Origin of the sequence: Burkholderia sp. Ax-1720, from assembly GCF_011753035.1 — a bacterium.
In the GTDB taxonomy this organism is placed as follows: Bacteria; Pseudomonadota; Gammaproteobacteria; order Burkholderiales; family Burkholderiaceae; genus Burkholderia; species Burkholderia gladioli.
The window spans coordinates 1-21594 of sequence record NZ_VWWK01000128.1; the positions used below are offsets into that span (position 1 = coordinate 1).

At 69.5% G+C, this 21594-nt stretch carries 21 protein-coding genes; 8 read left to right on the forward strand and 13 right to left on the reverse strand.

Features of this window, described 5'->3' with window-relative positions; genetic code table 11:
* A partial coding sequence (locus tag F3J18_RS26625) for a thiamine pyrophosphate-binding protein (protein WP_275691838.1) occupies positions 1-653 on the reverse strand: 653 nt, incomplete at its 3' end.
* 248 nt (positions 654-901) lie between these two features.
* Here F3J18_RS26625 and dalD point away from each other — a divergent pair.
* The 3 genes from dalD (at position 902) to F3J18_RS26640 (ending at position 4946) form a co-directional block, all read left to right on the forward strand.
* Positions 902-2305: a D-arabinitol 4-dehydrogenase gene (dalD, locus tag F3J18_RS26630; RefSeq protein ID WP_166915131.1), complete on the forward strand. Its 1404-nt coding sequence runs from the start codon at positions 902-904 to the stop codon at positions 2303-2305.
* A 149-nt stretch (positions 2306-2454) separates the two neighbouring features.
* Positions 2455-3936: a xylulokinase gene (xylB, locus tag F3J18_RS26635; protein ID WP_025101475.1), complete on the forward strand. Its 1482-nt coding sequence runs from the start codon at positions 2455-2457 to the stop codon at positions 3934-3936.
* A gap of 62 nt (positions 3937-3998) precedes the next feature.
* Positions 3999-4946, forward strand: a complete 948-nt coding sequence (locus tag F3J18_RS26640; RefSeq protein WP_025101474.1) for a sugar-binding transcriptional regulator — start codon at positions 3999-4001, stop codon at positions 4944-4946.
* Between the two features lie 217 nt (positions 4947-5163).
* Here the strand turns inward: F3J18_RS26640 and ugpC are convergent, their stop codons facing one another.
* The 8 genes from ugpC to F3J18_RS26680 all read right to left on the reverse strand — a co-directional run bounded on the left by ugpC (position 5164) and on the right by F3J18_RS26680 (position 13470).
* Positions 5164-6276, reverse strand: a complete 1113-nt coding sequence (ugpC, locus tag F3J18_RS26645) for a sn-glycerol-3-phosphate ABC transporter ATP-binding protein UgpC (protein WP_025101473.1) — start codon at positions 6274-6276, stop codon at positions 5164-5166.
* A gap of 77 nt (positions 6277-6353) precedes the next feature.
* A complete protein-coding gene (locus tag F3J18_RS26650) occupies positions 6354-7082 on the reverse strand; it encodes an HAD-IA family hydrolase (RefSeq protein WP_025101472.1) in 729 nt (242 codons plus the stop codon).
* Positions 7079-7924, reverse strand: coding sequence for a carbohydrate ABC transporter permease (locus F3J18_RS26655; protein ID WP_025101471.1), 846 nt, complete (start codon positions 7922-7924; stop codon positions 7079-7081). Before F3J18_RS26655 ends, F3J18_RS26650 begins: the two co-directional genes overlap by 4 nt.
* Positions 7921-8865 carry a sugar ABC transporter permease gene (locus F3J18_RS26660; protein ID WP_047836110.1) on the reverse strand — a complete coding sequence of 315 codons (945 nt, stop codon included), beginning with the start codon at positions 8863-8865 and terminating at the stop codon, positions 7921-7923. The genes F3J18_RS26655 and F3J18_RS26660 overlap by 4 nt, the downstream gene beginning before the upstream one ends.
* Positions 8866-8972: 107 nt before the next feature.
* Positions 8973-10301, reverse strand: a complete 1329-nt coding sequence (locus F3J18_RS26665; RefSeq protein WP_025101469.1) for a sugar ABC transporter substrate-binding protein — start codon at positions 10299-10301, stop codon at positions 8973-8975.
* A gap of 73 nt (positions 10302-10374) precedes the next feature.
* Positions 10375-11745 carry a D-tagatose-bisphosphate aldolase, class II, non-catalytic subunit gene (locus tag F3J18_RS26670; RefSeq protein WP_166915133.1) on the reverse strand — a complete coding sequence of 457 codons (1371 nt, stop codon included), beginning with the start codon at positions 11743-11745 and terminating at the stop codon, positions 10375-10377.
* Positions 11733-12689, reverse strand: coding sequence for a sugar kinase (locus tag F3J18_RS26675; protein WP_166915135.1), 957 nt, complete (start codon positions 12687-12689; stop codon positions 11733-11735). Before F3J18_RS26675 ends, F3J18_RS26670 begins: the two co-directional genes overlap by 13 nt.
* Before the next feature lie 4 nt (positions 12690-12693).
* Positions 12694-13470 (reverse strand): L-iditol 2-dehydrogenase, encoded by a 777-nt coding sequence (locus tag F3J18_RS26680; RefSeq protein ID WP_013699220.1) that lies wholly within the window; start codon positions 13468-13470, stop codon positions 12694-12696.
* 242 nt (positions 13471-13712) lie between these two features.
* Between F3J18_RS26680 and F3J18_RS26685 the strand changes: the two genes are divergently transcribed.
* From F3J18_RS26685 to F3J18_RS26700, 4 genes are read left to right on the forward strand one after another with little or no spacing between them, the layout of a single operon-like run.
* Positions 13713-14183, forward strand: coding sequence for a Fur family transcriptional regulator (locus tag F3J18_RS26685; protein WP_017919889.1), 471 nt, complete (start codon positions 13713-13715; stop codon positions 14181-14183).
* A 58-nt stretch (positions 14184-14241) separates the two neighbouring features.
* A complete protein-coding gene (locus F3J18_RS26690; protein ID WP_166915137.1) occupies positions 14242-15174 on the forward strand; it encodes a metal ABC transporter solute-binding protein in 933 nt (310 codons plus the stop codon).
* Positions 15175-15178: 4 nt separating this feature from the next.
* Complete coding sequence (locus F3J18_RS26695) at positions 15179-16087, forward strand: ABC transporter ATP-binding protein (RefSeq protein ID WP_166915139.1); 909 nt, start codon at positions 15179-15181, stop codon at positions 16085-16087.
* Positions 16080-16874 carry a metal ABC transporter permease gene (locus F3J18_RS26700; RefSeq protein WP_166915141.1) on the forward strand — a complete coding sequence of 265 codons (795 nt, stop codon included), beginning with the start codon at positions 16080-16082 and terminating at the stop codon, positions 16872-16874. Before F3J18_RS26695 ends, F3J18_RS26700 begins: the two co-directional genes overlap by 8 nt.
* A 109-nt stretch (positions 16875-16983) precedes the next feature.
* On the opposite strand, the gene fghA is transcribed toward F3J18_RS26700, so the two are convergent.
* Genes fghA through F3J18_RS26715 form a run of 3 tightly spaced genes read right to left on the reverse strand, consistent with a single transcriptional unit; the run spans position 16984 to position 19338 of the window.
* Positions 16984-17838, reverse strand: coding sequence for an S-formylglutathione hydrolase (gene fghA, locus F3J18_RS26705; RefSeq protein WP_166915143.1), 855 nt, complete (start codon positions 17836-17838; stop codon positions 16984-16986).
* 16 nt (positions 17839-17854) lie between these two features.
* Positions 17855-18961, reverse strand: coding sequence for an S-(hydroxymethyl)glutathione dehydrogenase/class III alcohol dehydrogenase (locus tag F3J18_RS26710; protein ID WP_025101462.1), 1107 nt, complete (start codon positions 18959-18961; stop codon positions 17855-17857).
* Complete coding sequence (locus F3J18_RS26715; RefSeq protein ID WP_166915145.1) at positions 18958-19338, reverse strand: hypothetical protein; 381 nt, start codon at positions 19336-19338, stop codon at positions 18958-18960. The genes F3J18_RS26710 and F3J18_RS26715 overlap by 4 nt, the downstream gene beginning before the upstream one ends.
* A gap of 277 nt (positions 19339-19615) precedes the next feature.
* On the opposite strand from F3J18_RS26715, the gene F3J18_RS26720 reads away from it, so the two are divergent.
* The gene (locus F3J18_RS26720) at positions 19616-20989 is read left to right on the forward strand and encodes a nucleobase:cation symporter-2 family protein (RefSeq protein WP_036038383.1); all 1374 of its coding nucleotides are present in this window, start codon (positions 19616-19618) and stop codon (positions 20987-20989) included.
* Between the two features lie 169 nt (positions 20990-21158).
* On the opposite strand, the gene F3J18_RS26725 is transcribed toward F3J18_RS26720, so the two are convergent.
* A partial coding sequence (locus tag F3J18_RS26725) for a TolC family protein (protein ID WP_166915147.1) occupies positions 21159-21594 on the reverse strand: 436 nt, incomplete at its 5' end.

Consider the following 21594-nt stretch of genomic DNA (forward strand, 5'->3'; position numbering starts at 1 on the left):
AGCGCGGCACCCACCACCATGGCAGGCCGCGCGCTGGCCTCCAGCGCCGCGCCGAGCCGCGCCAGCGCCTCCGGATCGGGCCCCTGCACCTGGCTCACCGCGCGCGGCGCCACCGGCTCGGCCGGCTGGTCCCAATCGTCCACCGGCACCGACACGAACACCGGCCCGCGCGGCTCCTGCATCGCGATCCGCCAGGCGCGCGCGATCGCGGCGGGCACATCCTGCGCGCGAGCCGGCTCGACGCTCCATTTCACATAGGGCTGCGGCAGCTCGGCCGCGCGCTGCGCGCCGAGATAGGGATCGAGCGGCAGCAGCGAGCGCGCCTGCTGCCCCGCCGTGACGATCAGCGGCGTGTGGTTGCGAAAGGCCGTGAACAGGTTGCCCATCGCGTTGCCGAGCCCGGCGGCCGAATGCAGGTTGACCAGCGCCGCCCGGCCGCTCGCCTGCGCGTAGCCGTCGGCCATCCCGACCACCACCGCCTCCTGCAGCCCGAGCACGTAGTCGAGATCGGCCGGGAAATCGCGAAACATCGGCAGCTCGGTCGAGCCGGGATTGCCGAACACCTTGTCGATGCCGAACTGGCGCAGCAGGTCGAGCACCGCGTCGCGCACCGTCATGGCGGCAGCGGCGGGATCGGATCGGGTATCGCTCATCGGCGCGCTCTCTCGCAATCGGGACCAGACGACAGTATCGAGATATCGCCCGCGCATCGGTACTGTCTTTTTCGGCGGTGCCGCGCGCGCAGGCGCGAGCGGCACCGCCGCGGCCCGCGCCACGACGCAGTGCAGCATCGAAATCCGCACCATCCGCCTTGACTTTCCCCAGCCCGAATAAGATCATTCGCTCACAAAGCGAGCAAATGATCTTAACGAGGCCGTCTTCGGCCACAAGGAGACAAGGGATGAATCCTCCGCCGACCGTCGCGCCCGTGATCCTGCATATCGGCGCCGGTTCGTTCCACCGCGCCCATCAGGCCTGGTACCTGCATCGCGTCAATCAAGCCGCCGCGGCCGCGGGCGACACCGCCGGCCAATGGTCGCTGGTGGTCGCCAACATCCGCGACGACATGCGCGCCACCATGGACGCGCTGGCCGCCCAGCACGGCGCCTACACGCTCGAGACCGTCACGCCCGGCGGCGAACGCGCCTACGAGACGATCCGCTCGATCACGCGCGTGCTGCCCTGGTCGATCGACCTGAAGGCGCTGGTCGAGGCCGGCGCCGATCCGGCCTGCCGGATCGTGTCGTTCACGGTGACCGAGGGCGGCTACTACCTCGACGAACACAACCGGCTCGACGCCGGCAACCCCGACCTGGCCGCCGACCTGCAGGGCGCGCGCACCACCATCTACGGCGCGCTGGCCGCGCTGCTGGCCGAACGGCAGGCGCGCGGCGCCGGGCCGCTGACGCTGCAGAGCTGCGACAACCTGCGCAGCAACGGCGCGCGCTTCGAGGCCGGCATGCGCGAGTTCCTGGAGCGGCGCGGCCTGGCCGAGCTGCTGGCCTGGTTCGACGCCAACGTGTCCTGCCCGAGCGCGATGGTCGACCGCATCACGCCGCGCCCCACGCCGGACGTGGCCGAGCGCGTCAAGGCCGCCACCGGCGTGGACGACGCCTGCCCGGTGATGGGCGAATCCTTCATCCAGTGGGTGATCGAGGACCGCTTCGTGGCGGGCCGCCCGGCCTGGGAGCAGGCCGGCGCGGAGCTGGTGCAGGACGTGCATCCCTACGAGGAAGCGAAGATCCGCATCCTCAACGCCACCCACAGCTGCATCGCCTGGGCCGGCACGCTGGCGGGCCTGAGCTACATCCACGAAGGCACCCACGACGCGGCGATCCGCCAGCTCGCGCACGACTATGTCAGCGACGACGTGATCCCCTCGCTGACCCCGAGCCCGCTCGACCTGGCGCGGTATCGCGACGTGGTGCTGGAGCGCTTCGGCAATCCCTACATCCTCGACACCAACCAGCGCGTGGCCGCCGACGGCTTCTCGAAGATCCCCGGCTTCATCGCGCCGACCCTGGCCGACTGCTTCGCGCGCGGCGCCGAGCCGGTCTCGACCGCCGTGCTGCCCGCCCTGTTCCTGCGCTTCCTGGAACGCTGGTCGCAGGGCCTGCTGCCCTACGAGTATCAGGACGGTGTGATGGACCCGGGCGTGGCGCGCGCGATCGTGGCGGCCGACGATCCGGTCGCCGCGCTGGCCGCCGAGCGCTCGCTGTGGGGCTCGCTGGCCGACGACGAACGGCTCGCGCGGGTGCTGCGCGCGGGGCTGGCGCGCGTCGACGCCTGGTTCGCCTCGCGCTGACGCAGCGGCTGAGGTAGCGACCGAAACACCGGCTCGGCGCGGGCCAGGGCGCCATCGCGCCCCGCCCGTGCGGGTCATCCGGCATTGGCACGGCCCGCGCCGCGCGGCTACAGTAGCGACTCTCTGACGACGGACTGCTTCCGCCCATCATGTATCTCGGCATCGATCTCGGCACCTCGGAAGTCAAGGTGCTGCTGCTTTCCCCCGACGGCACGGTCGTCGGCACGGCGGGTACGCCATTCACCGTGTCGCGCCCGCATCCGCGCTGGGCCGAACAACATCCCGAGGACTGGTGGCAGGGCACCCGCGAGGCGCTCGCGGCGCTGCGCGCCAAATACCCGGCCGAATACGCCCAGGTGCGCGGCATCGGCCTGTCGGGCCAGATGCACGGCGCCGTGCTGCTCGATCGCGAGGATCGCGTGCTGCGGCCCGCGATCCTCTGGAACGACATGCGCAGCGACGAGGAATGCTCGACGCTCACGCGCCGCGCGCCCGAGCTGCACCGGCTGGCCGGCAACCTGGCGATGCCGGGCTTCACCGCGCCCAAGCTGATCTGGGTCGCCACGCACGAGCCGGAGGTGTTCGGCAAGATCGACTGCGTGCTGCTGCCCAAGGACTACCTGCGGCTGCGGCTGACCGGCAACCGCGTCTCCGATCCCTCGGACGCGGCCGGCACGCTGTGGCTGGACGTGGCGCGCCGCGACTGGTCGGGCAGCCTGCTCGAGGCGGGCGGCATGCGACGCGAGCAGATGCCGCGCATCGTCGAGGGCAACGCGCCCTCGGGCACCTTGCGCGCCGCGGCGGCACGCGAGCTGGGCCTGGCCGAAGGCATCGTGGTGGCCGGCGGCGGCGGCGACAACGCCACCAGCGCGCTCGGCATCGGCGCCACCCAGCCCGGCGACGGCTTCGTCTCGCTCGGCACCTCGGGCGTGCTGAGCATCGTCGGCGACCGTTTCATGCCCTATCCCGAATCGGCCCTGCATGCGTTCTGCCACGCGATCCCCGATCGCTGGCAGCAGATGAGCGTGGTGCTGTCCGCCGCGAGCTGCCTGCGCTGGGTCTGCAAGCTGACCTCGACCGACGAGCCGACCCTGATCGCCGAGGTCGAGGCGCTCGACCCGGCCGCGCTGGCCGAGGCGCCGATCTTCCTGCCCTATCTGTCGGGCGAGCGCACCCCGCACAACGACCCTTACGCGCAAGGCGTGTTCTACGGCATGACGCATGGCACCGACCGCGCGCGGCTCGGCTACGCGGTGCTGGAAGGCGTCACGCTGGCGCTGGCCGACGGCCACGACGCGCTGGTGGCGGCCGGCTCCAGCTCGGCCTCGCTGGCGCTGATCGGCGGCGGCGCGCGCAGCGCCTACTGGGCGCAACTGGTGGCCGACGCGCTCGACGTGCGCACCCACCAGCTCGGCGGCGGCGCGACCGGCGCGGCGCTCGGCGCGGCGCGGCTCGGCTGGCTGGCCGATGGCGGCGACGCGTCGCAGGTGTTGACCAAGCCGCCGCTGTCGGCCGAATACGCGCCCGACGCGGCCCGTCATGCCTGGCTGCGCGAGCGCCTCGACACCTATCGCGCGCTGTATCGCCACGTGCGGCCGCTATTCGAGCCCTCGCGACCGCGGCTTGCCTGACGCGCTTTGCGATACGATCCCTAACTTTCCAGCCAGACGCCCGCCCGACGAGCCCAGCCCCCGTGCCCAAGTCCTCCGAAAAACTCGACCTCGCGACGCGCGCCGCCTGGCTCTACTACGTCGCCGGCGACACGCAGAACGAGATCGCCGAGAAGCTGCAGGTCTCGCGCCCGGTCGCGCAGCGGCTGGTGGCCTTCGCGGTCGAGAAGAACCTGATCCGGGTGCGCGTCGATCATCGCGTGGCCGACTGTCTCGACCTGGCCGCGCAGTTGTCGGAGCGCTACGGCCTGTCGCTCTGCGAGGTGGTGCCGATCGACGCGGACACGCCCGACGCGATCGACCGCAAGCTGGCGGTGGCCGGCGCCCAGGTGATGGAGCGCTACCTCAACGAGGAGCGGCCGATGGTGATCGCGGTCAGCAGCGGCCGGACCCTGAAGGCCGCGGTCGCGCAGATCGCGCAGATCGAGCGGCCCCAGCACCGGCTGGTGTCGATGGTCGGCGCGATCGCCCAGGACGGCTCGTCCAACCCCTACGACGTGGCCCAGCACATCTCGGAGAAAACCGGCGGCAAGCACTTCCTGCTGCCCGCGCCGCTGTTCGCCGACAACGTGGCCGAGCGCGCGCAGTGGTGCAACCACCGCCTGTACCGGATCGTCGAGCAGCTCACGGCCGATGCCGACGTGGCCTTCGTCGGGATCGGCAACGTCGGCCCGGACTGCCCGCTGTACGTGGACGGCTTCATCACGGCCGACGAACTGAACGAGATGATCGAATACGGCGCGGTGGCCGAGATGATCGGGCTGCCGATGGATTCGAGCGGCCGCAGCGTGGTCACGCCGTCCACCGCGCGCGTGACCAGCGTCTCGCTCGACGCGCCGCCGCGCCGGCCCACCATCGGCTTCGCGGGCGGCCCGCGCAAGCAGGCGGCCGTGCTGGCCGCGCTGCGCGGCGGCTGGTTGTCGGGCATCGTCACCGACGAGAGCTGCGCGCGCGCCGCGCTGGCGGACTGAGACGCGCGGCGCCGGATCGAAAGGAATCGAAAGGATCGATGGCGCGAACATCGCGCAACCCGGGCGGCGGCACTTCGGTGCCGCCGTTTTCGTTTGGACGACGATCGAAACGCTGACGCGATTTCGCTGCTGAAAACGACAAGGCCGCGCGGGACTCGCGCGGCCTTGTCGTGTCGAGCGGGGCGGCGCTCGGCCGCCACCGCTTGCCGGCCCAGCCTCAGGCGGCCAGCGCCTGCGGCAGGCGGCGCTCGAAGGCACGACCCTCGGCGTCGAACAGGTGGCAGTGCTCGGGCTGCGCATGCACGCGAAGGACCTCGCCCGGGCGATGCGTCTCGAGCGGCGGGATCCGCGCGATCATGCCGTCCGGCGCGATCTTCGATTCCGCGTACAGATACGCCGAGTCGCCCAGCGATTCCACCGCCATGGTGCGCACCGCCACGCCCTCGCCCTCGGCCGCGCCGACCTGGACATGCTCGGGGCGGATCCCGACCGTCACCTTGTCGCCCACGCGCAGCGAACCGGTGCGCACCGCCACGCGCTGCGATTCACCGCTCTCGAAGCGCACCGTCACTTCCTCGGGCGAAACGGCCTGCGCCACGCCTTCCAGGAAGTTCATCTTCGGCGAGCCGATGAAGCCGGCCACGAAGCGGTTGGCCGGCGCATGGTAGAGCGCGTTGGGCGAGCCGACCTGCTGCACGCTGCCGTTCGAGAGCACCACGATCTTGTCGGCCAGCGTCATGGCTTCCACCTGATCGTGCGTCACGTAGATCATGGTGGTCTTCAGCTCGTCGTGCAGGCGCGCGAACTCCAGGCGCATCTTCACGCGCAGCGCCGCGTCGAGGTTCGACAGCGGCTCGTCGAACAGGAACACCTTGGGCTTGCGCGTGATCGCGCGGCCGATCGCGACGCGCTGGCGCTGGCCGCCCGAGAGCTGCTTGGGCTTGCGGTCGAGCAGGTGGTCGATGTGCAGGATCTTGGCGGCATTGCGCACCGCCGCGTCGATCTCGGGCTTCTTCGCGCCGGCCAGCTTGAGGCCGAAAGCCATGTTGTCGTACAGCGTCATGTGCGGGTAGAGCGCATACGACTGGAACACCATCGCGATGCCGCGCTTGGCGCTGGGCGTCTCGTTGACGCGCACGCCGTCGATCAGCAGGTCGCCGCCCGAGATGTCCTCGAGCCCGGCGATCATCCGCATCAGCGTGGACTTGCCGCAGCCGCTGGGGCCGACGAACACCACGAACTCGCCGTCGGCGATGTCGAGGTTGACCTTGCTTAGCACTTCGTTGTCGTCGTAGCGCTTGCCGATATCGCGCAGAAGCACGCTTGCCATGATTTGTCTCCGCTGTCTTGCTGCTGTTCGTGACGGGCTGCGCGCGCGCTCGACGGCGCGCGGCGGCCCGGCTCAGTTCATTGCGACTGCACGGTGCCGGTCGCGATCCATTGCGCGACCAGGCCCGGCAGCAGGTCCATGCGATCGAACACATGGCGCGCGCCGATCGCGCGCAATGCATCGACCTGCGACGGCGAGGCATGCCCGCCGCCGACGAAACCGATCACCGTCATGCCGGCCGCCGCGGCCGCGGTGATGCCGGTGGCGCTGTCCTCCACCACCAGGCAGTGCTCGGGCGCGAAGCCCAGCGTGTGCGCGGCGGCCAGGTAGACGTCGGGCGCCGGCTTGGGCCGCTCGACGCCGTCGGCGCAGAACAGGCGCTCGCCGAAATGGCGCTTCAGGCCGGTGCGGGTGAGCGCCGCTTCCACATAGGGGCGGTTGCTGTTGCTGGCGCAGGCGATCGGCAACGGGATCGCGGCCAGCGCCGCGTCGATGCCGTCCACCGCCGGCGCCTGCACGGCGGCGCGCTCGACCGTGGCGCGGATCGTCTCGATCTCCTCGGCCGACAGCGTGTGCCCGGCCTGCGCGGCGGCGCCGGCCAGCACGCGCTCGGTGCGCAGGCCCAGCAGCGGCAGCACGATCGGCCGCACCTCGACGCCGGGCCAGCGCGCTTCCAGCTCGCGCACCAGCACGCCGGCGGCCACCGCCTCGCTGTCGATCAGCACGCCGTCGCAGTCGCAGATCAGCAGCCGGTCGCGTCCCTCGTCGCGTCCCTCGTCGCGCCCCTCGATACCCGGCGCGCTCACTTGACAGCTCCGAAGGTGAGGCCGCGCACCAGTTGCTTCTGCGACAGCCAGCCGACGATCAGGATCGGCGCCACCGCCAGCAGCGAGGCGGCCGACAGCTTGGCCCAGAACAGGCCCTCGGGGCTCGAGTAGGAGGCGATGAACACCGTCAGCGGCGCCGCGTTGGAGCTGGTCAGGTTGATGCTCCAGAAGGCCTCGTTCCACGACAGGATCACCAGCAGCAGCGAGGTGGAGGCCAGGCCCGGCAGCGCCATCGGCATCAGCAGGTAGACGATCTCCTGCCAGGTGGTGGCGCCGTCGATGCGGCCCGCTTCCAGGATGTCGCGCGGGATCTCGGTGAAGTAGGTGAAGGTCATCCACACCGCGATCGGCAGGTTGATCAGGGTATAGATGATCACCACGCCGCTCACCGTATCGAGTAGCCCCGAGTTCTTCCAGAGCAGGTAGATCGGCACCAGCACGCCCACCGAGGGCATCATCTTGGTCGACAGCATCCAGAGCAGGACCTTCTGGGTGCGCCCGGTGGGGAAGAAGGCCATCGCGTAGGCGGCCGGCACCGCGAACAGCAGGCACACCACGGTCACGCCGACCGAGATCAGGATCGAGTTCCAGGCGAAGCCGAAGTAGTTGCTGCGCGCGAACACCTCGCGGAAGCTGTCGAGCGTCGGCGTGAAGATCAGCGACATCGAGTAGGCCTGCTGCTCGGTCTTGAAGGCGGTGATCGCCATCCAGAAGATCGGGAAGAACAGCAGCAGCGCGATCAGCCAGGCCAGCACGCCGGGAATCGCGCGCTTGAGCGTGTCGAGGCCGCCCGCGCTCTGTTTCAAGGACAGCTCGCTCATGCTTCGTACTCCCCCTTCAGGTTCTTCGCCAGCATGCGCACCAGGAAGAACGACACGATATTGGCCAGCACCACCGCCAGGATGCCGCCCGCCGAGGCGAGGCCGACGTCGAACTGCTGCAGGCCCAGCGAGTAGATCAGGTAGGACAGGTTGGTGGTCGCGTTGCCGGGACCGCCGCCGGTGGTCGTATAGATTTCGGCGAAGATCGACAGCAGGAAGATGGTTTCCATCATCACCACCACCGCGATCGCGCGCTTCAGGTGCGGCAGCGTGATGTAGAAGAACATCGCGAGCGCGCCGGCGCCGTCGATGCGCGCGGCTTCCTTCTGCTCCTGGTCGAGCGACTGGATCGCGGTGAACAGGATCAGGAAGGCGAACGGCAGCCACTGCCAGGAGACGATCATGATCACCGCGGTCAGCGGGTAGTCGGCGAACCAGTCGATCGGGGTCATGCCGAAGGCGCGCATCACGCCGGCCACCAGCCCGTAGACGGGGTTCAGGATCATGTTCTTCCAGATCAGCGCGGAGACGGTCGGCATCACGAAGAACGGCGCGATCGCCAGCAGGCGCGCGATGCCCTGGCCGTAGAACTTGCGGTCGAACAGCACCGCCATCAGCACGCCGCCGATCACGGTGATCGCCAGCACCGCCACGATCAGCACCAGCGTGTGCCAGATCGCCGGCAGGAAGGACGGATCGGTGGCGAGGTAATGGTAGTTGTCGAGGCCCGCGAAACCCTTTTCATCGGGGTTCAGCAGGTTGTAGCGCGTGAACGAATACCAGATCGTCATCGCGAGCGGGATCGACATCCACAGCAGCAGCACGGCCACCGAAGGTGTGACGAGCCAGCGGGCGGGCTTGCCGCGCGCGGAGGCGGCGGAGGCGGGAGACGAATCGGTCATGGGCGCCGTGTGATGTAGGGGAAGACGTAGGTGACGCATGCTCGGACCCTCTTGAATCTCGCGCGAGGCGCCGAACCAGCGGCACCCGCGCCGAAGCATCGCGATCCGGCCGGCCCGGCCGGATCGCGTGACACGCTCGAACGGAATTACTTCTTGTAGCCGGCCTGGCGAACCGCGCGGTCGGCGGCGGCCTGGCCGGCGGCCAGTGCCTGGTCGACCGTCATCTGGCCGGCCACCGCGCCGGCGATCGACTGGCCGACCACCGTGCCGAACGACTGGAACTCAGGAATCCCGACATACTGGACGCCCGTGTACGGCACCTTCTTCAGCGAGGGATCGTTGACGTCGGCGGTCTCGATGGCCTTCAGCACGAAGTCCGAGAACGGCGCGGCGGCCTTGTACTCGGGACGCGCGTAGGTCGACTGGCGCGTGCCCGGCGGCACCGAGGCCCAGCCCTCGTCCTTGCCGACCATCTCGACGTACTGCTTGGAGGTCGCCCAGGTGATGAACTTCTTGGCCGAGTCCTGCTGCTTGGAGGTCTTCGGGATCGCCAGCGCCCAGGCCCACAGCCAGTGCGAGCCCTTCGGCGTGACCGCCACCGGCGCGGCCGCGAAGCCGATCTTGTCGGCCACCTGCGACTGCTGCTTGTTGTAGAGCATGCCGGCGGCCACCGTCGCGTCGATCCACATCGCGCACTTGCCCGAGGCGGTCAGCGTCAGGTTCTCGTTGAAGCCGTTCGAGCTCGCTCCCGGGGGGCCGTCCTTCTTCAGCAGGTCCACGTAGAAGCCGATCGCCTTCTTCCATTCCGGCGAGGTGAGCTGCGCGTTCCAGTTCTCGTCGAACCAGCGGCCGCCGAAGGTGTTCACCACGGTCGACACGTAGGCCATGTTCTCGCCCCAGCCGGCCTTGCCGCGCAGGCAGATGCCGTAGGTGCCGTTGGCCTTGTCGGTCAGCTTGTCGGCGAACTGCGCGATCTGGTCGTAGGTCGGCTGGTCCGGCATCTTGAGACCCTTGGCCGCGAACAGGTCCTTGCGGTAGTAGGTCATCGAGCTCTCGACGTAGAACGGCAGCGCGTAGAGCTGGCCGTTGTAGGACAGCGAGTCGCGCGCGGTCTTCACCACGTCGTTGAGGTCGTAGTCGGCGGGCAGGCCCGTCATCGGCGAGAGCCAGCCGCGCTTGCCCCATTGCGGCGCCTCGTAGGTGCCGATCGCCATCACGTCGAACTGGCCGCTGCCGGTGGTGATGTCGGTGGTGGCGCGCTGGCGCAGCACGTTCTCCTCGAGGATCACCCAGTTCAGCTTGATGTCCGGGTTCGCCTTCTCGAAGGCCGGCGAGAGCTTCTTCAGCTCGATCATGTCGGGGTTGTTGAGCGTCGCGATGGTCAGCGTCGCCGCCTGGGCGGCGAGCGCCGACGACGCGAACGCGGCACCCACGAGAAGTCGCGCGGCGGCGGCGATGAGCGTCTGTCCTTGCATGGCATGTCTCCTGTTTTATCGCTGTTCGTGTTTCGTTGTGACGGTCTTTCCACGTCGGGCGGGCTCGTCGGCCTCACCCGTCCTGCTGCATCCCGCACGCTCGCGCGTAGCGGGCAATCGTGTGGCGGATCCGGAACCGGACCCAGGCGGCCGGATCGTCGCCGAGCGCACGCGAGCGGCGCGCGTCGTAGACGTCGGGCAGCCATTGCGCCACCAGGGTCTCGGGCGGCAGTTGCCGCCGCAGGTTCGCGAACAGCCGCTCTACCGCTGCCGCCACCGCCGGCTGCAGCCAGTAGTAGCGGATCCGGTCGCTGTAGCTGAACTGGCGCGCCAGGCGCTGCGCGCCCTCGTCGCCGCGGTAGTAGGGCGCCCAGTGCTCGGGACGCGCGCGCATCGCCTCGTCGATCACCTCGCGCAGCCGCGAGCGTCGATTCTCGTCGACCAGCGCTTCCTCGATGTAGCTCAGCGCGAAGAGCGCCTCGCGCAATGCGAAGGTGAGCCCGGGGCCCACCTTCAGGATCGCGAAGTGGTCGCGCACCAGGGCGGCGAGCGAGGCTTCGGTCTGGTAGTCGGTCGAATGCGCCTCGAACACGAAGCGCGGCACCGCGAGGATGCTGGCGGCCAGCTCGGCAGCCTTGGCCGGCGCGTAGTCGAGCACCTGGCGATCGTCGAAATCGACGCCGGGCTGGGCCACCACCGCCACCGTGCGCGCCCAGGCCGCTTCCAGGCCGTAGCGCGCGAAGGCTTCGCGATGCGCTTCCAGCGTGGCCTCGATCGCCTCGGCGCGGGTCACGCGGATATGGGACAGCGGGCAGGCTTCGGCCGCATCGGCCTCGGCAGCATCGGCGGCCTCGCTCGCGGTCTCGCCGCCCGGCACCGGCACCTCGGTGCCGACCACGTAGACCGGCGCGCTGCCGGCCGCCTCGGCCGCGGCCTCGGCGGCCGCGCAGAGCTGGGCCGCGCGTTCGGCCACCAGCGTGTCGGACAGCGGCGCGCTGTCGTCGGCGCAGGCCATGCTGGCGTCGAGATGGATCTTGGTGAAGCCGGCCGCGACGTAGGCGGCCACCATGGTCGCCGCCTCCTGCATCGCTTCCTTGGCGCGCAGGTGGCGCCACGGGTTCGGACCGAGGTGGTCGCCGCCGAGCACCAGCGCCTCGAGCGCAAAGCCCGTGCGCGCGGCCAGCGCCTCCACCTCGCGGCGGAAATCGACCGGCGTCATGCCGGTATAGCCGCCCTGATGATTGACCTGGTTGCAGGTGGCCTCGATCAGCAGCGGCGAGCCGTCGTCGCGGGCGGCCTCGAAGGCGGCCTCCAGCACCAGCGCATGCGCGCTGCAGACCGAATAGATGCCGCGCCGCGCGCCCTTGCGGTTGGCGGCGAAGATCGCGCCGAGCGTGTCCGGCGCGACGGCGGCTTGCGGGGCGGCGGGGCTCAGGCTGGACATGCGATACCTCGCTCGGTGAGGAAGGCGACGATCTCGTCGGGCGAGCTGTTGCCCTCCATCGGGCCCACCCGCGCCACCGCCAGCGCGCCGGCCGCGTTGGCACGCGACAGCGCCGCCTCGATCGGCCAGCCCTGGATCAGGCTCGCCACCAGGGTGCCGCCGAAGCAGTCGCCGGCGCCGGTCGGATCGATCTCGGTGGTCTCGTAGCCGCTCACGTCGATCTGGCCCTGGCGGTCGAAGGCGCTGCTGCCGGCCGCGCCGCGCTTGAGCACCACCCGCTCGAGCAGCGGCCGGGTGGCCAGCAGGCCCGCGATCGCGCGCTCGGCCGGCTGCGGGCCGCAGAAGAACGGCAGGTCGGCCTCGCTGGGCAGGAACAGGTGGCAGGCGTCGAGCAGTTCCTCGAGCGCGGCGCGCATCGGCTTGAAGGCGAGCATCTCGGCGCGCACGTTCGGGTCGAAGGAGATCCTCGCGCCCACCCGGGCCGCCTCGATCACGCCGCGCTTGACGGCGGCGATGGCGTTCTCGCTGGTCAGCGAGGAACCCATCACGTGGTAGTAACGGCAGCCCTCGAACATGGCGGCCGTCACGTCGGCGGCCTCCAGCAGGGCCGAGGCGCTGCCGTCGATGCTGTAGACGAACTGGCGGCTGCCGTCGTCGCGGTAGGCCACGAAGGCCAGGCCGGTGGGGCGCGCGACGCGACGGATCGCGTCGGTCCGCACGCCGTGCGAGGCCAGCCGCGCCACGATCGCGTCGCCGAAGGCGTCGCGGCCCACGCAGCCCGCGTAGGTCACCGAGGCACCCAGGCGCGCGGCCTGGTCGGCGAAGATGGCCGGCGCGCCGCTCGGGAACGGGCCGGTGAACTCGCCCGGCTCGGCGAAACCCTGGCCGCGCCGGGCGGCGACGAATTCGGCCAGCAGTTCGCCGGCGACGACGATCTCGGCCATGGCTTCAGCTCATCCAGTTGCCGCCGTCGACATTGAGCGTCTGGGCGGTGATGTAGTCGGCATCGGCCGAGGCGAGGAACAGCGCGGCGCCGGTCAGGTCGGCCGGCAAGCCCATGCGGCCGAGCGGCACGGCCTCGCCCACCAGGCGCTTCTTCTCGCCGAGCGGCCGGTTCTCGTAGCGCGCGAACAGCGCGTCGACCTGCTCCCACATCGGCGTGTCGACCACGCCCGGCGCGATGCCGTTGACGTTGATCTTGTGCGGCGCCAGCGCCAGCGCGGCCGATTGCGTGTAGCTCAGCACCGCGGCCTTGGTCGCGCAGTAGTGCGAGACCAGGGCCTCGCCGCGCCGGCCGGCCTGCGAGGACATGTTGACGATCTTGCCGCCGCGGCCCTGCTCGACCATGCGCTGGGCAACCGCCTGCATCAGGAAGAACAGGCCCTTCACGTTGACCGAGAACAGGCGGTCGAACACGTCCCAGGATTCGTCGAGCAGCGGGCGCATGTCGAACAGCGCCGCATTGTTGAACAGGATGTCGACGCCGCCGAAGTGCTCGACGGCGGTCGCGACGATGCGCTCGATGTCCTCGCGCCGCGTCACGTCGGCGGTGATCGCGATGGCGCGATCGGGATGCGCCTCGATCAGCGCGGCCAGCGAGCCGCCGGCCGGCTTCAGGTCGACCAGCACGCAGCGCGCGCCCTCGTCCAGGTAACGCTGCGCAACCGCTTCGCCGATGCCGCTGGCGGCGCCCGTCAAAATCGCGACCTTGTCCTGCAATCTCACTGGTGTCTCCGATTCGTTGTTCGTGGTGTCATCCGGCATTCAGTGAGCTAACGCTCATCGAATGATCATTTGCTCAGATTGCGATCGAATAATCGGATACCAAACGGGTGCTGTCAAGGCGAAAGCGCCGGTTTCGATGATGCGCTGCCGCATGGCGCGCAGCCGCGCGCGGCGGCAGGCCATGCACAGGGTGGCGATACGTTATATCATTCGTCTTTCCCTGCCTTCGGAAGGTGCCCGTCATGGCCTCGACCTCGCCCCTGGATGCCCGCCTCGCCCGTGCCGACGCGTTCGCCGCCGAGCATGGCCTCACCTGGACGCCGCTGCGGCGGCAGGTCTATGAGAAGGTGCTGGCCGCGCAGCGGCCGATCGGCGCCTACGACCTGATCGGCGAACTGGCGCCCGAACGCGGCCGCATGCCGCCCACCACGGTCTATCGCGCGCTCGACTTCCTGGTCGAGCACGGCTTCATCCATCGCATCGAATCGCGCAATGCCTTCCTGGCCTGCTGCGAGATCGGGCCGCCCCACCAGGGCCAGTTCCTGATCTGCGAATCCTGCGGCGACACGGTCGAGATCCCCGGCGCCGAGCTGGCGCGCCAGCTCTCGTCCTGCGAATCGGCGCACGGTTTCGAGATGCACCGCCAGGTGGTCGAGCTGACCGGCCTGTGCGGCGAATGCAAGACCCATCCCAAGGGCGCGCCGCACGCGTGACGCACCCGCCGCGCGCCCATTCCGGGCGCGCGACTGCTACCCCCGTCGAGGAACAAGCATGACTTTCGCCGCCACGTCGCGCGCGCCGCTGCGCGCCCGCTCCCGCCTGATCCGCTGGTTCGCCGCCGGCTGCGCCGCCTTGTCGGTGGCGGGCCTCGCCGGTTTCGCCGGCCCCGCCGCCGCGCAGACCGCCAAGCTGCAGGTGGTCGCCGCCGAGAACTTCTACGGCGACGTGATCAAGCAGATCGGCGGCGCCAACGTGTCGGTGACCAGCATCCTCAGCAACCCGGACCAGGATCCGCACCTGTTCGAGGCCAGCCCGAAGACGGCGCGCGCGCTGCAGCACGCGAACCTGGTGGTCTACAACGGCGCCGACTACGATCCCTGGATGGGCAAGCTGCTGGCCGCCTCGAAGAACGCCACCCGCAAGACCATCGTGGTGGCCGACCTGATCGGCAAGAAGCCCGGCGACAACCCGCATCTCTGGTACGATCCGGCCACCATGCCGGCCGCGGCGCTGGCGATCAGCGCGGCGCTGGGCGCCGCCGACCCGTCGCACAAGGCCGACTACGACGCGAACCTGGCCGGCTTCCTGGCCTCGCTCAAGCCGATCGACGCCAAGGTCGCCGCGCTGCGCGCGCAGTACAAGGGCGTGCCGGTGACGGCCACCGAGCCGGTGTTCGGCTACATGTCGGATGCGATCGGCCTGGAAATGCGCAACCTGCGCTTCCAGCTGGCGACCATGAACGACACGGAGGCGAGCGCGACGGATATCACCGCCTTTGAGAACGACCTGCGCAAGCGCCAGGTCAAGGCGCTGATCTACAACAGCCAGGCCGAGGAGCCGATGACCAAGCGCATGCTGAAGATCGCGAAGGACGCCTCGGTGCCGACCGTCAGCGTCACCGAGACGCAACCGGCCGGCAAGACCTTCCAGCAGTGGATGCTCGCGCAGCTCGATGCGCTGGGCGCCGCGCTGGGCCGACATTGAACCCATGACCTCTTCCTCTCCCGCGCTCGCGCTCGATCGCGTCACGCTCGAACTGGGCGGACGCACGATCCTGCGCGAGGTGAGCCTGGCCGTCGAGGCCGGCGAATTCGTCGGCGTGCTGGGGCCCAACGGCGCCGGCAAGACCACTCTGATGCGCGCGGTGCTGGGCCTGGTGCCCGCCGCCGGCGGCCGCATCTCGGTGGCCGGCGCGCCGGTGGCGCGCGGCAATCCCGCCATCGGCTACATGCCGCAGATCCGCAGCGCGCTGGCCGGGCGCCGCGTGCGCGGCCACGACTTCGTGGCGATGGCCGCCGACGGCCACCGCTGGGGCCTGCCGCATGCCAGCGCCGAGGTACGCGCCGACGTGGCGCGCGTGCTCGATCTGGTGGGCGGCACCGCGCTCGCCCGGCGGCCGCTGTTCGAGCTGTCGGGCGGCGAGCGCCAGCGCCTGCTGCTGGCGCAATGCCTGCTCGGCGCGCCGAAGCTGCTGCTGCTCGACGAGCCGCTGATCAGCCTCGATCCGCATCACCAGCGCGGCGTGGTCGAGCTGGTGCGTCGCGTGCAGCAGGAGCTCGGCATCACCGTGCTGTTCTCGGCGCATGAACTGAATCCGCTGCTCAACGCGCTCGATCGCGTGCTGTATCTCGGCAACGGCACGGCCGCGCTCGGCACGGTCGACGAGGTGATCACGCGGCCGGTGCTGTCGCGGCTCTACGGCTCGCCGATCGACGTGATGCGCGTAAACGGCCGCATCTTCGTGATGTCGGGCGACGTCGAGGTGGAAAAGCACGATCACGAACACGAGGAAGACGGCTCGCATTCGCACGGCTCGCATGGGCACGCACACGGCCACGGCCATGCGCATGGCGGCCACGCACAAGGCAACACGCACGGACACCGGCACGATGTTTGAATACGAATTCATGGTCAACGCGTTCATCGCGTCGGGCATCGTCGCGGTGCTGGCCGGCGTGGTGGGCTACTTCCTGGTGCTGCGCGGCCAGACCTTCGCCGGTCACGCGCTCTCGCACGTCGGCTTCACCGGCGCCACCGGCGCGGTGCTGCTCGGCCTCTCGCCGATCTGGGGCATGGTCGGCTTCACGCTGGCGGCCGGCATCGCAATGGGCGCGCTCGGCGAGAAGCTCGCGGGCCGCGACGTGGCGATCGGCGTGATCCTCTCGCTCGCGCTCGGCGCCGGCCTGCTGTTCCTGCATTTCTATACCAGCTACGCCACCCAGGTCACCGCCCTGCTGTTCGGCAACGTGCTCGGCGTGAGCCACGCCACGCTGATGGTGCTGGCCGGCATCGGCGCGGTCAGCCTGATCGCGCTGGCCGCGATCATGCGTCCGCTGGTGTTCGCCTCGCTGCAGCCGGAGCTGGCCGAGGCCAAGGGCGTATCGCTGCGGCTGGTGTCGGTGCTGTTCCTGGCGATCTGCGCGCTGGCGGTGGCGGCCTGCACGCAGATCGTCGGCGTGCTGCTGGTGTTCACGCTGCTGGTCGGCCCGGCCGCCGCCGCGCAGAACCTCAGCACGCGCCTGGCCAGCGGCGTCTGGCTGGCCGCGCTGTTCGCGCTGGCCGAGGCCTGGTTCGGCGTCACGCTCGCCTACTACACCGACTGGCCGACCAGCTTCTGGATCACCGCGCTGTCGGCGCTGGTCTATGCGGCGAGCCTGACGGGACGGTATCGCGCGACGGCCTGAGGCGGCACACGCGCCGCTCGCCCGAAAAAAAGCCCGCGTCACGATCGCTCGTGTCGCGGGCTTTTTGTTGCCGGAGGTGTCGCCGGAGGTGCTGCGGGATGCGCGCCGCTCAGGCCAGCAGCGTCTTCGCGTGATGCGCGAGGTGATCGGCGATGAAGGTCGAGATGAAGTAATAACCGTGGTCGTAGCCTTCGTGACGGCGCAGCGTCAGCGGCTGCCCGGCCTCGCGGCAGGCGGCCTCGAACACGTCCGGGTTGAGCTGGGTCGGCAGGAACTGGTCGGCCAGGCCCTGGTCGACCAGGATCCCGTCGGCGTAGCGCGGCGCGTCGGAGCGCGCCACCAGTTCGCTCGCATCGTGCTCCTTCCAGCGCTCGCGATCCTCGCCGAGATAAGCCGTGAAGGCCTTCTCGCCCCAGGCGCAGCGCATCGGCGCGGCGATCGGCGCGAAGGCCGACACCGAGCGCCACACGCCGGGATGGCGCAGCGCCAGGGTCAGCGCGCCGTGGCCGCCCATCGAATGGCCGAAGATGCCCAGCTGCGTGCCCTCGATCGGCAAGGCGCCCAGCACCAGCGCGCGCAGCTCGTCGACGATGTAGGACTCCATCCGGTAATGCGTGGCCCAGGGCGCCTCGCTCGCGTCGAGATAGAAACCCGCGCCCACCCCGACATCCCAGGCGGCCGTCTCGCCCGGCACGTTCGCGCCGCGCGGGCTGGTGTCGGGCGCGATCAGGGCGATGCCGTGCTCGGCCGCGAAACGCTGCGCGCCGGCCTTGATCATGAAGGTTTCCTCGTTGCAGGTCAGGCCCGCGAGGAAGAACAGCGCCGGCACGCGCGCGCCGTCGTGGGCGGCCTGCCGCGGCAGGAACACCGAGAACTTCATCGGCAGGCCGATCGCCGCCGAGTCGTGGCGGTAGAAGCGCTGCTCGCCGCCGAACGCGGCATGGGAGGACAGGAGTTCGAGCATGGTCGCGCCTCGTGCCTCAGTACAGCACGACCGAGCGGATCGACTCGCCCTTCTTCATCAGGTCGAAGCCCTCGTTGATCTTCTCGAGCGGCAGGCGGTGCGTGATCAGGTCGTCGATGTTGATCTTGCCTTCCATGTACCAGTCGACGATCTTCGGCACGTCGGTGCGCCCGCGCGCGCCGCCGAAGGCCGAGCCCTTCCATTCGCGGCCCGTGACGAGCTGGAACGGCCGCGTGCTGATCTCCTGGCCGGCCGCCGCCACGCCGATGATGAAGGACTGGCCCCAGCCCTTGTGCGTGCATTCCAGCGCCTGGCGCATGGTGGTGACGTTGCCGATGCACTCGAAGGAGTAATCCGCGCCGCCGTCGGTCAGCTGCACGATGTGGTCGACCACGTTCTCCACGTCCTTCGGGTTGATGAAGTGGGTCATGCCGAACTTCTTCGCCAGCTCGACGCGCGCCGGGTTGATGTCGACGCCGATGATCTTGTCGGCGCCCACCATCCTCGCGCCCTGGATCACGTTCAGGCCGATCCCGCCCAGGCCGAACACCACCACGTTGGCACCCGCCTCGACCTTGGCCGAGTAGACCACCGCGCCCACCCCGGTGGTCACGCCGCAGCCGATGTAGCAGACCTTGTCGAAGGGTGCGTCCTCGCGGATCTTCGCCACCGCGATCTCCGGCACCACGATGTAGTTCGAGAAGGTCGAGGTGCCCATGTAGTGGAAGATCGGCTTGCCGTCGAGCGAGAAGCGCGAGCTCGCGTCGGGCATCAGGCCCTTGCCCTGGGTGGCGCGGATCTTCTGGCAGAGATTGGTCTTGCGCGACAGGCAGAACTTGCACTCGCGGCATTCGGGCGTGTAGAGCGGGATCACGTGGTCGCCGCGGCGTAACGTGCCGACGCCGGGGCCGACGTCGACCACCACGCCCGCGCCCTCGTGGCCGAGGATGGCCGGGAAGATGCCTTCCGGATCGGCGCCCGACAGCGTGTAGTAGTCGGTGTGGCAGATCCCCGTGGCCTTCACCTCGATCAGCACCTCGCCCGCGCGCGGGCCTTCCAGATCCACTTCCTCGATGGTCAGCGGCGCACCGGCCTTCCATGCGATCGCGGCTTTCGTCTTCATGCTTGCAGCTCCTTGTCGGTGAGGTTGCGCCGCGCGTCACGCGCGACGGGCGGCAACCGGGGAATCGTTGTCCGGGCAGGGCGCGCGCGGCGCGCGTGTCGCGCGTCGTGCCCTGCCGCCGAAGCGCGCCGGCGAGCCGGCGCGGGGGACCAGCCGGAAGTGTAAACGCGTGCCGGGAAAACCGGCATGGCGCCACGCGACGGATCGATGTCGCGCCGCGTCGCGCAACGGCGTTTGCGGCGCCTGCCCCGCTCGCTCGCGATGGGCGGGATGCGCCGGAAAACGATCGAAACGACGACGCTCATGAACCCCGTCGCAATCACCTCGCCGCCGCCATCCGACCCCGTGAAAAACCGCGCCGGCTGGGGTTTACCCATCCATGCCGCGAGGCGCGGCCAAAACCCTCTATGCGCCGCCGCCGATACAGACCATAAACGCAGTGATATTTGGCGGCGGCGCCAGGCGGTTTTTGTCTGGCTATAACTGCCGGGAATCCCACTGCCGCGGCGCGTCCACCATGATTTCCCCGCATTCCTTCGTGAAAATCGCATATCCCGCCTGCAAAGCACGGAATAGCGCCCAGTGCTCTTGTTGGCCCGGGTCGTTGCGCATAACTTCACTGCACCCCGACAACAAGATCATGGAGTGAGACAGATGCAATCGACCACGGTCCATCCGTGCGACGAGATCCTGCCCGCCGGCAAGCTCGTCACCCTGGGTCTGCAGCACGTGCTGGTGATGTACGCGGGCGCCGTCGCGGTGCCGCTCATCATCGGCAGCGCGCTGAAGCTGCCGAAGGATCAGATCGCCTTCCTGATCAGCGCCGACCTGTTCGCCTGCGGCATCGCCACCCTGATCCAGACGCTCGGCGTGTGGATCTTCGGCATCCGCCTGCCCGTCATCATGGGCTGCACCTTCGCCTCGGTGGGGCCGCTGATCGCGATCGGCACCAACCCGAGCCTGGGCCTGCTGGACGTGTTCGGCTCGACCATCGCGGCCGGCGTGATCGGTATCGTGATCGCGCCGGTGATCGGCAAGCTGCTGCGCTTCTTCCCGCCGGTGGTGGTGGGCACCGTGATCGCGGTGATCGGCCTGTCGCTGATGGGGGTTGGCATCAACTGGGCGGCCGGCGGCGTGGGCAACCCCGAGTACGGCAACCCGGTGTTCCTGGGCCTGTCGCTGCTGGTGCTGGTGCTGATCCTGATGATCAACAAGTTCGGCCGCGGCTTCTTCGCCAATATCGCCGTGCTGCTCGGCATCGTGGCCGGCTTCGTGATCGCGCTCTCGCTGGGCCGCGTCGACCTGGACGGCGTGGCGGCCGCGCCCTGGGTCGGCTTCGTGATGCCCTTCCACTTCGGCACGCCGCATTTCGACGCGCTGTCGATCGCCACCATGGTGATCGTGATGTTCGTCACCTTCATCGAGTCGACCGGCATGTTCCTCGCCGTGGGCGACATGGTCGACCGGCCGGTCGACCAGCAGGCCCTGGTGCGCGGCCTGCGCGTGGACGGGCTGGGCACGCTGATCGGCGGCATCTTCAACTCGTTCCCGCATACCTCGTTCTCGCAGAACGTCGGGCTGGTGGGCGTGACCGGCGTGAAGAGCCGCTACGTGTGCGTGACGGGCGGCGTGATCCTGGTGCTGCTGGGCCTGTTCCCGAAGATGGCGCAGATCGTCGCCTCGGTGCCGGCCTTCGTGCTCGGCGGCGCCGGCATCGTGATGTTCGGCATGGTGGCCGCCAACGGCGTGAAGACGCTCTCGCGCGTTGATTTCGTGAGCAACCACAACAACCTGTTCATCGTCGCGGTCAGCATCGGGCTGGGCCTGGTGCCGGTGGTCTCGCCGCACTTCTTCTCGAAGCTGCCGGGCGCGCTCGCGCCGATCCTGCACAGCGGGATCCTGCTGGCTTCGGTGTCCGCCGTGCTGCTGAACCTGATCTTCAACGGCGTGAAGAGCGAGAAGCAGGCCGAATGCGAGATCCGGCGCGCCGGACACGATCTCGATCCGCGCACGGCCGACCTGCATTGACGATGCTCGGAGGTTGACGGCGGCCTGGCGCTGCCGCCAATGAAAAACACCCCGGAAGCTTGCGCTTCCGGGGTGTTTTTTCGTGTGCTCGCCGGGCGGATCGAGCAGCTCGCGGCTCGAGGCTGGAAACCCCTGCCGCGGCCGCGCGATCCGCTCGACCGCTGCCCTGTCAGCCCGCCGTCGGCTGCGAGGCCGCCGCGGGTGCCGCAGCCGGTTTGCTGTAGTCGACCGGGGCATCGGCCTCGCGCGGCTGGTCGCCGTTGTGCTCGATCCAGCCGCCGCCCAGCGCGCGATACAGGTCCACCAGGTTGGTCCAGCGCGCCAGGCGCGCCGAGATCAGCGTGGTCTGTGCCGTGTACAGGTCCGTCTGCGCGGTCAGCACGGTCAGGTAGCTGTCCACGCCGTTGCGGTAGCGCAGGTCCGACAGATCGTAGCGACGTTGCTGCGCCTGCTCGTTGCGCGCCAGCGCCGCGATCTGCTGGTCATACGTGCCGCGTGCCGCCAGCCCGTCCGACACTTCGCGGAACGCCGTCTGGATCGCCTTCTCGTAGTTCGCGATCTCGATGCGCTTCTGCACGTGCGCCAGGTCGAGGTTCGCGATGTTC

Excerpts from the sequence above, each read along its gene's own strand:
- F3J18_RS26700 (WP_166915141.1), top strand. The coding sequence starts at position 16,080 with ATGTTTGAATACGAATTCATGGTCAACGCGTTCATCGCGTCGGGCATC.
- F3J18_RS26685 (WP_017919889.1), top strand. The coding sequence starts at position 13,713 with ATGGCCTCGACCTCGCCCCTGGATGCCCGCCTCGCCCGTGCCGACGCG.
- F3J18_RS26695 (WP_166915139.1), top strand. The coding sequence starts at position 15,179 with ATGACCTCTTCCTCTCCCGCGCTCGCGCTCGATCGCGTCACGCTCGAA.
- F3J18_RS26670 (WP_166915133.1), bottom strand. The coding sequence starts at position 11,745 with ATGTCCAGCCTGAGCCCCGCCGCCCCGCAAGCCGCCGTCGCGCCGGAC.
- fghA (WP_166915143.1), bottom strand. The coding sequence starts at position 17,838 with ATGCTCGAACTCCTGTCCTCCCATGCCGCGTTCGGCGGCGAGCAGCGC.
- F3J18_RS26665 (WP_025101469.1), bottom strand. The coding sequence starts at position 10,301 with ATGCAAGGACAGACGCTCATCGCCGCCGCCGCGCGACTTCTCGTGGGT.
- ugpC (WP_025101473.1), bottom strand. The coding sequence starts at position 6,276 with ATGGCAAGCGTGCTTCTGCGCGATATCGGCAAGCGCTACGACGACAAC.
- F3J18_RS26655 (WP_025101471.1), bottom strand. The coding sequence starts at position 7,924 with ATGAGCGAGCTGTCCTTGAAACAGAGCGCGGGCGGCCTCGACACGCTC.
- F3J18_RS26690 (WP_166915137.1), top strand. The coding sequence starts at position 14,242 with ATGACTTTCGCCGCCACGTCGCGCGCGCCGCTGCGCGCCCGCTCCCGC.
- F3J18_RS26710 (WP_025101462.1), bottom strand. The coding sequence starts at position 18,961 with ATGAAGACGAAAGCCGCGATCGCATGGAAGGCCGGTGCGCCGCTGACC.
- xylB (WP_025101475.1), top strand. The coding sequence starts at position 2,455 with ATGTATCTCGGCATCGATCTCGGCACCTCGGAAGTCAAGGTGCTGCTG.
- F3J18_RS26675 (WP_166915135.1), bottom strand. The coding sequence starts at position 12,689 with ATGGCCGAGATCGTCGTCGCCGGCGAACTGCTGGCCGAATTCGTCGCC.
- dalD (WP_166915131.1), top strand. The coding sequence starts at position 902 with ATGAATCCTCCGCCGACCGTCGCGCCCGTGATCCTGCATATCGGCGCC.
- F3J18_RS26660 (WP_047836110.1), bottom strand. The coding sequence starts at position 8,865 with ATGCGTCACCTACGTCTTCCCCTACATCACACGGCGCCCATGACCGAT.
- F3J18_RS26715 (WP_166915145.1), bottom strand. The coding sequence starts at position 19,338 with ATGGGTAAACCCCAGCCGGCGCGGTTTTTCACGGGGTCGGATGGCGGC.
- F3J18_RS26720 (WP_036038383.1), top strand. The coding sequence starts at position 19,616 with ATGCAATCGACCACGGTCCATCCGTGCGACGAGATCCTGCCCGCCGGC.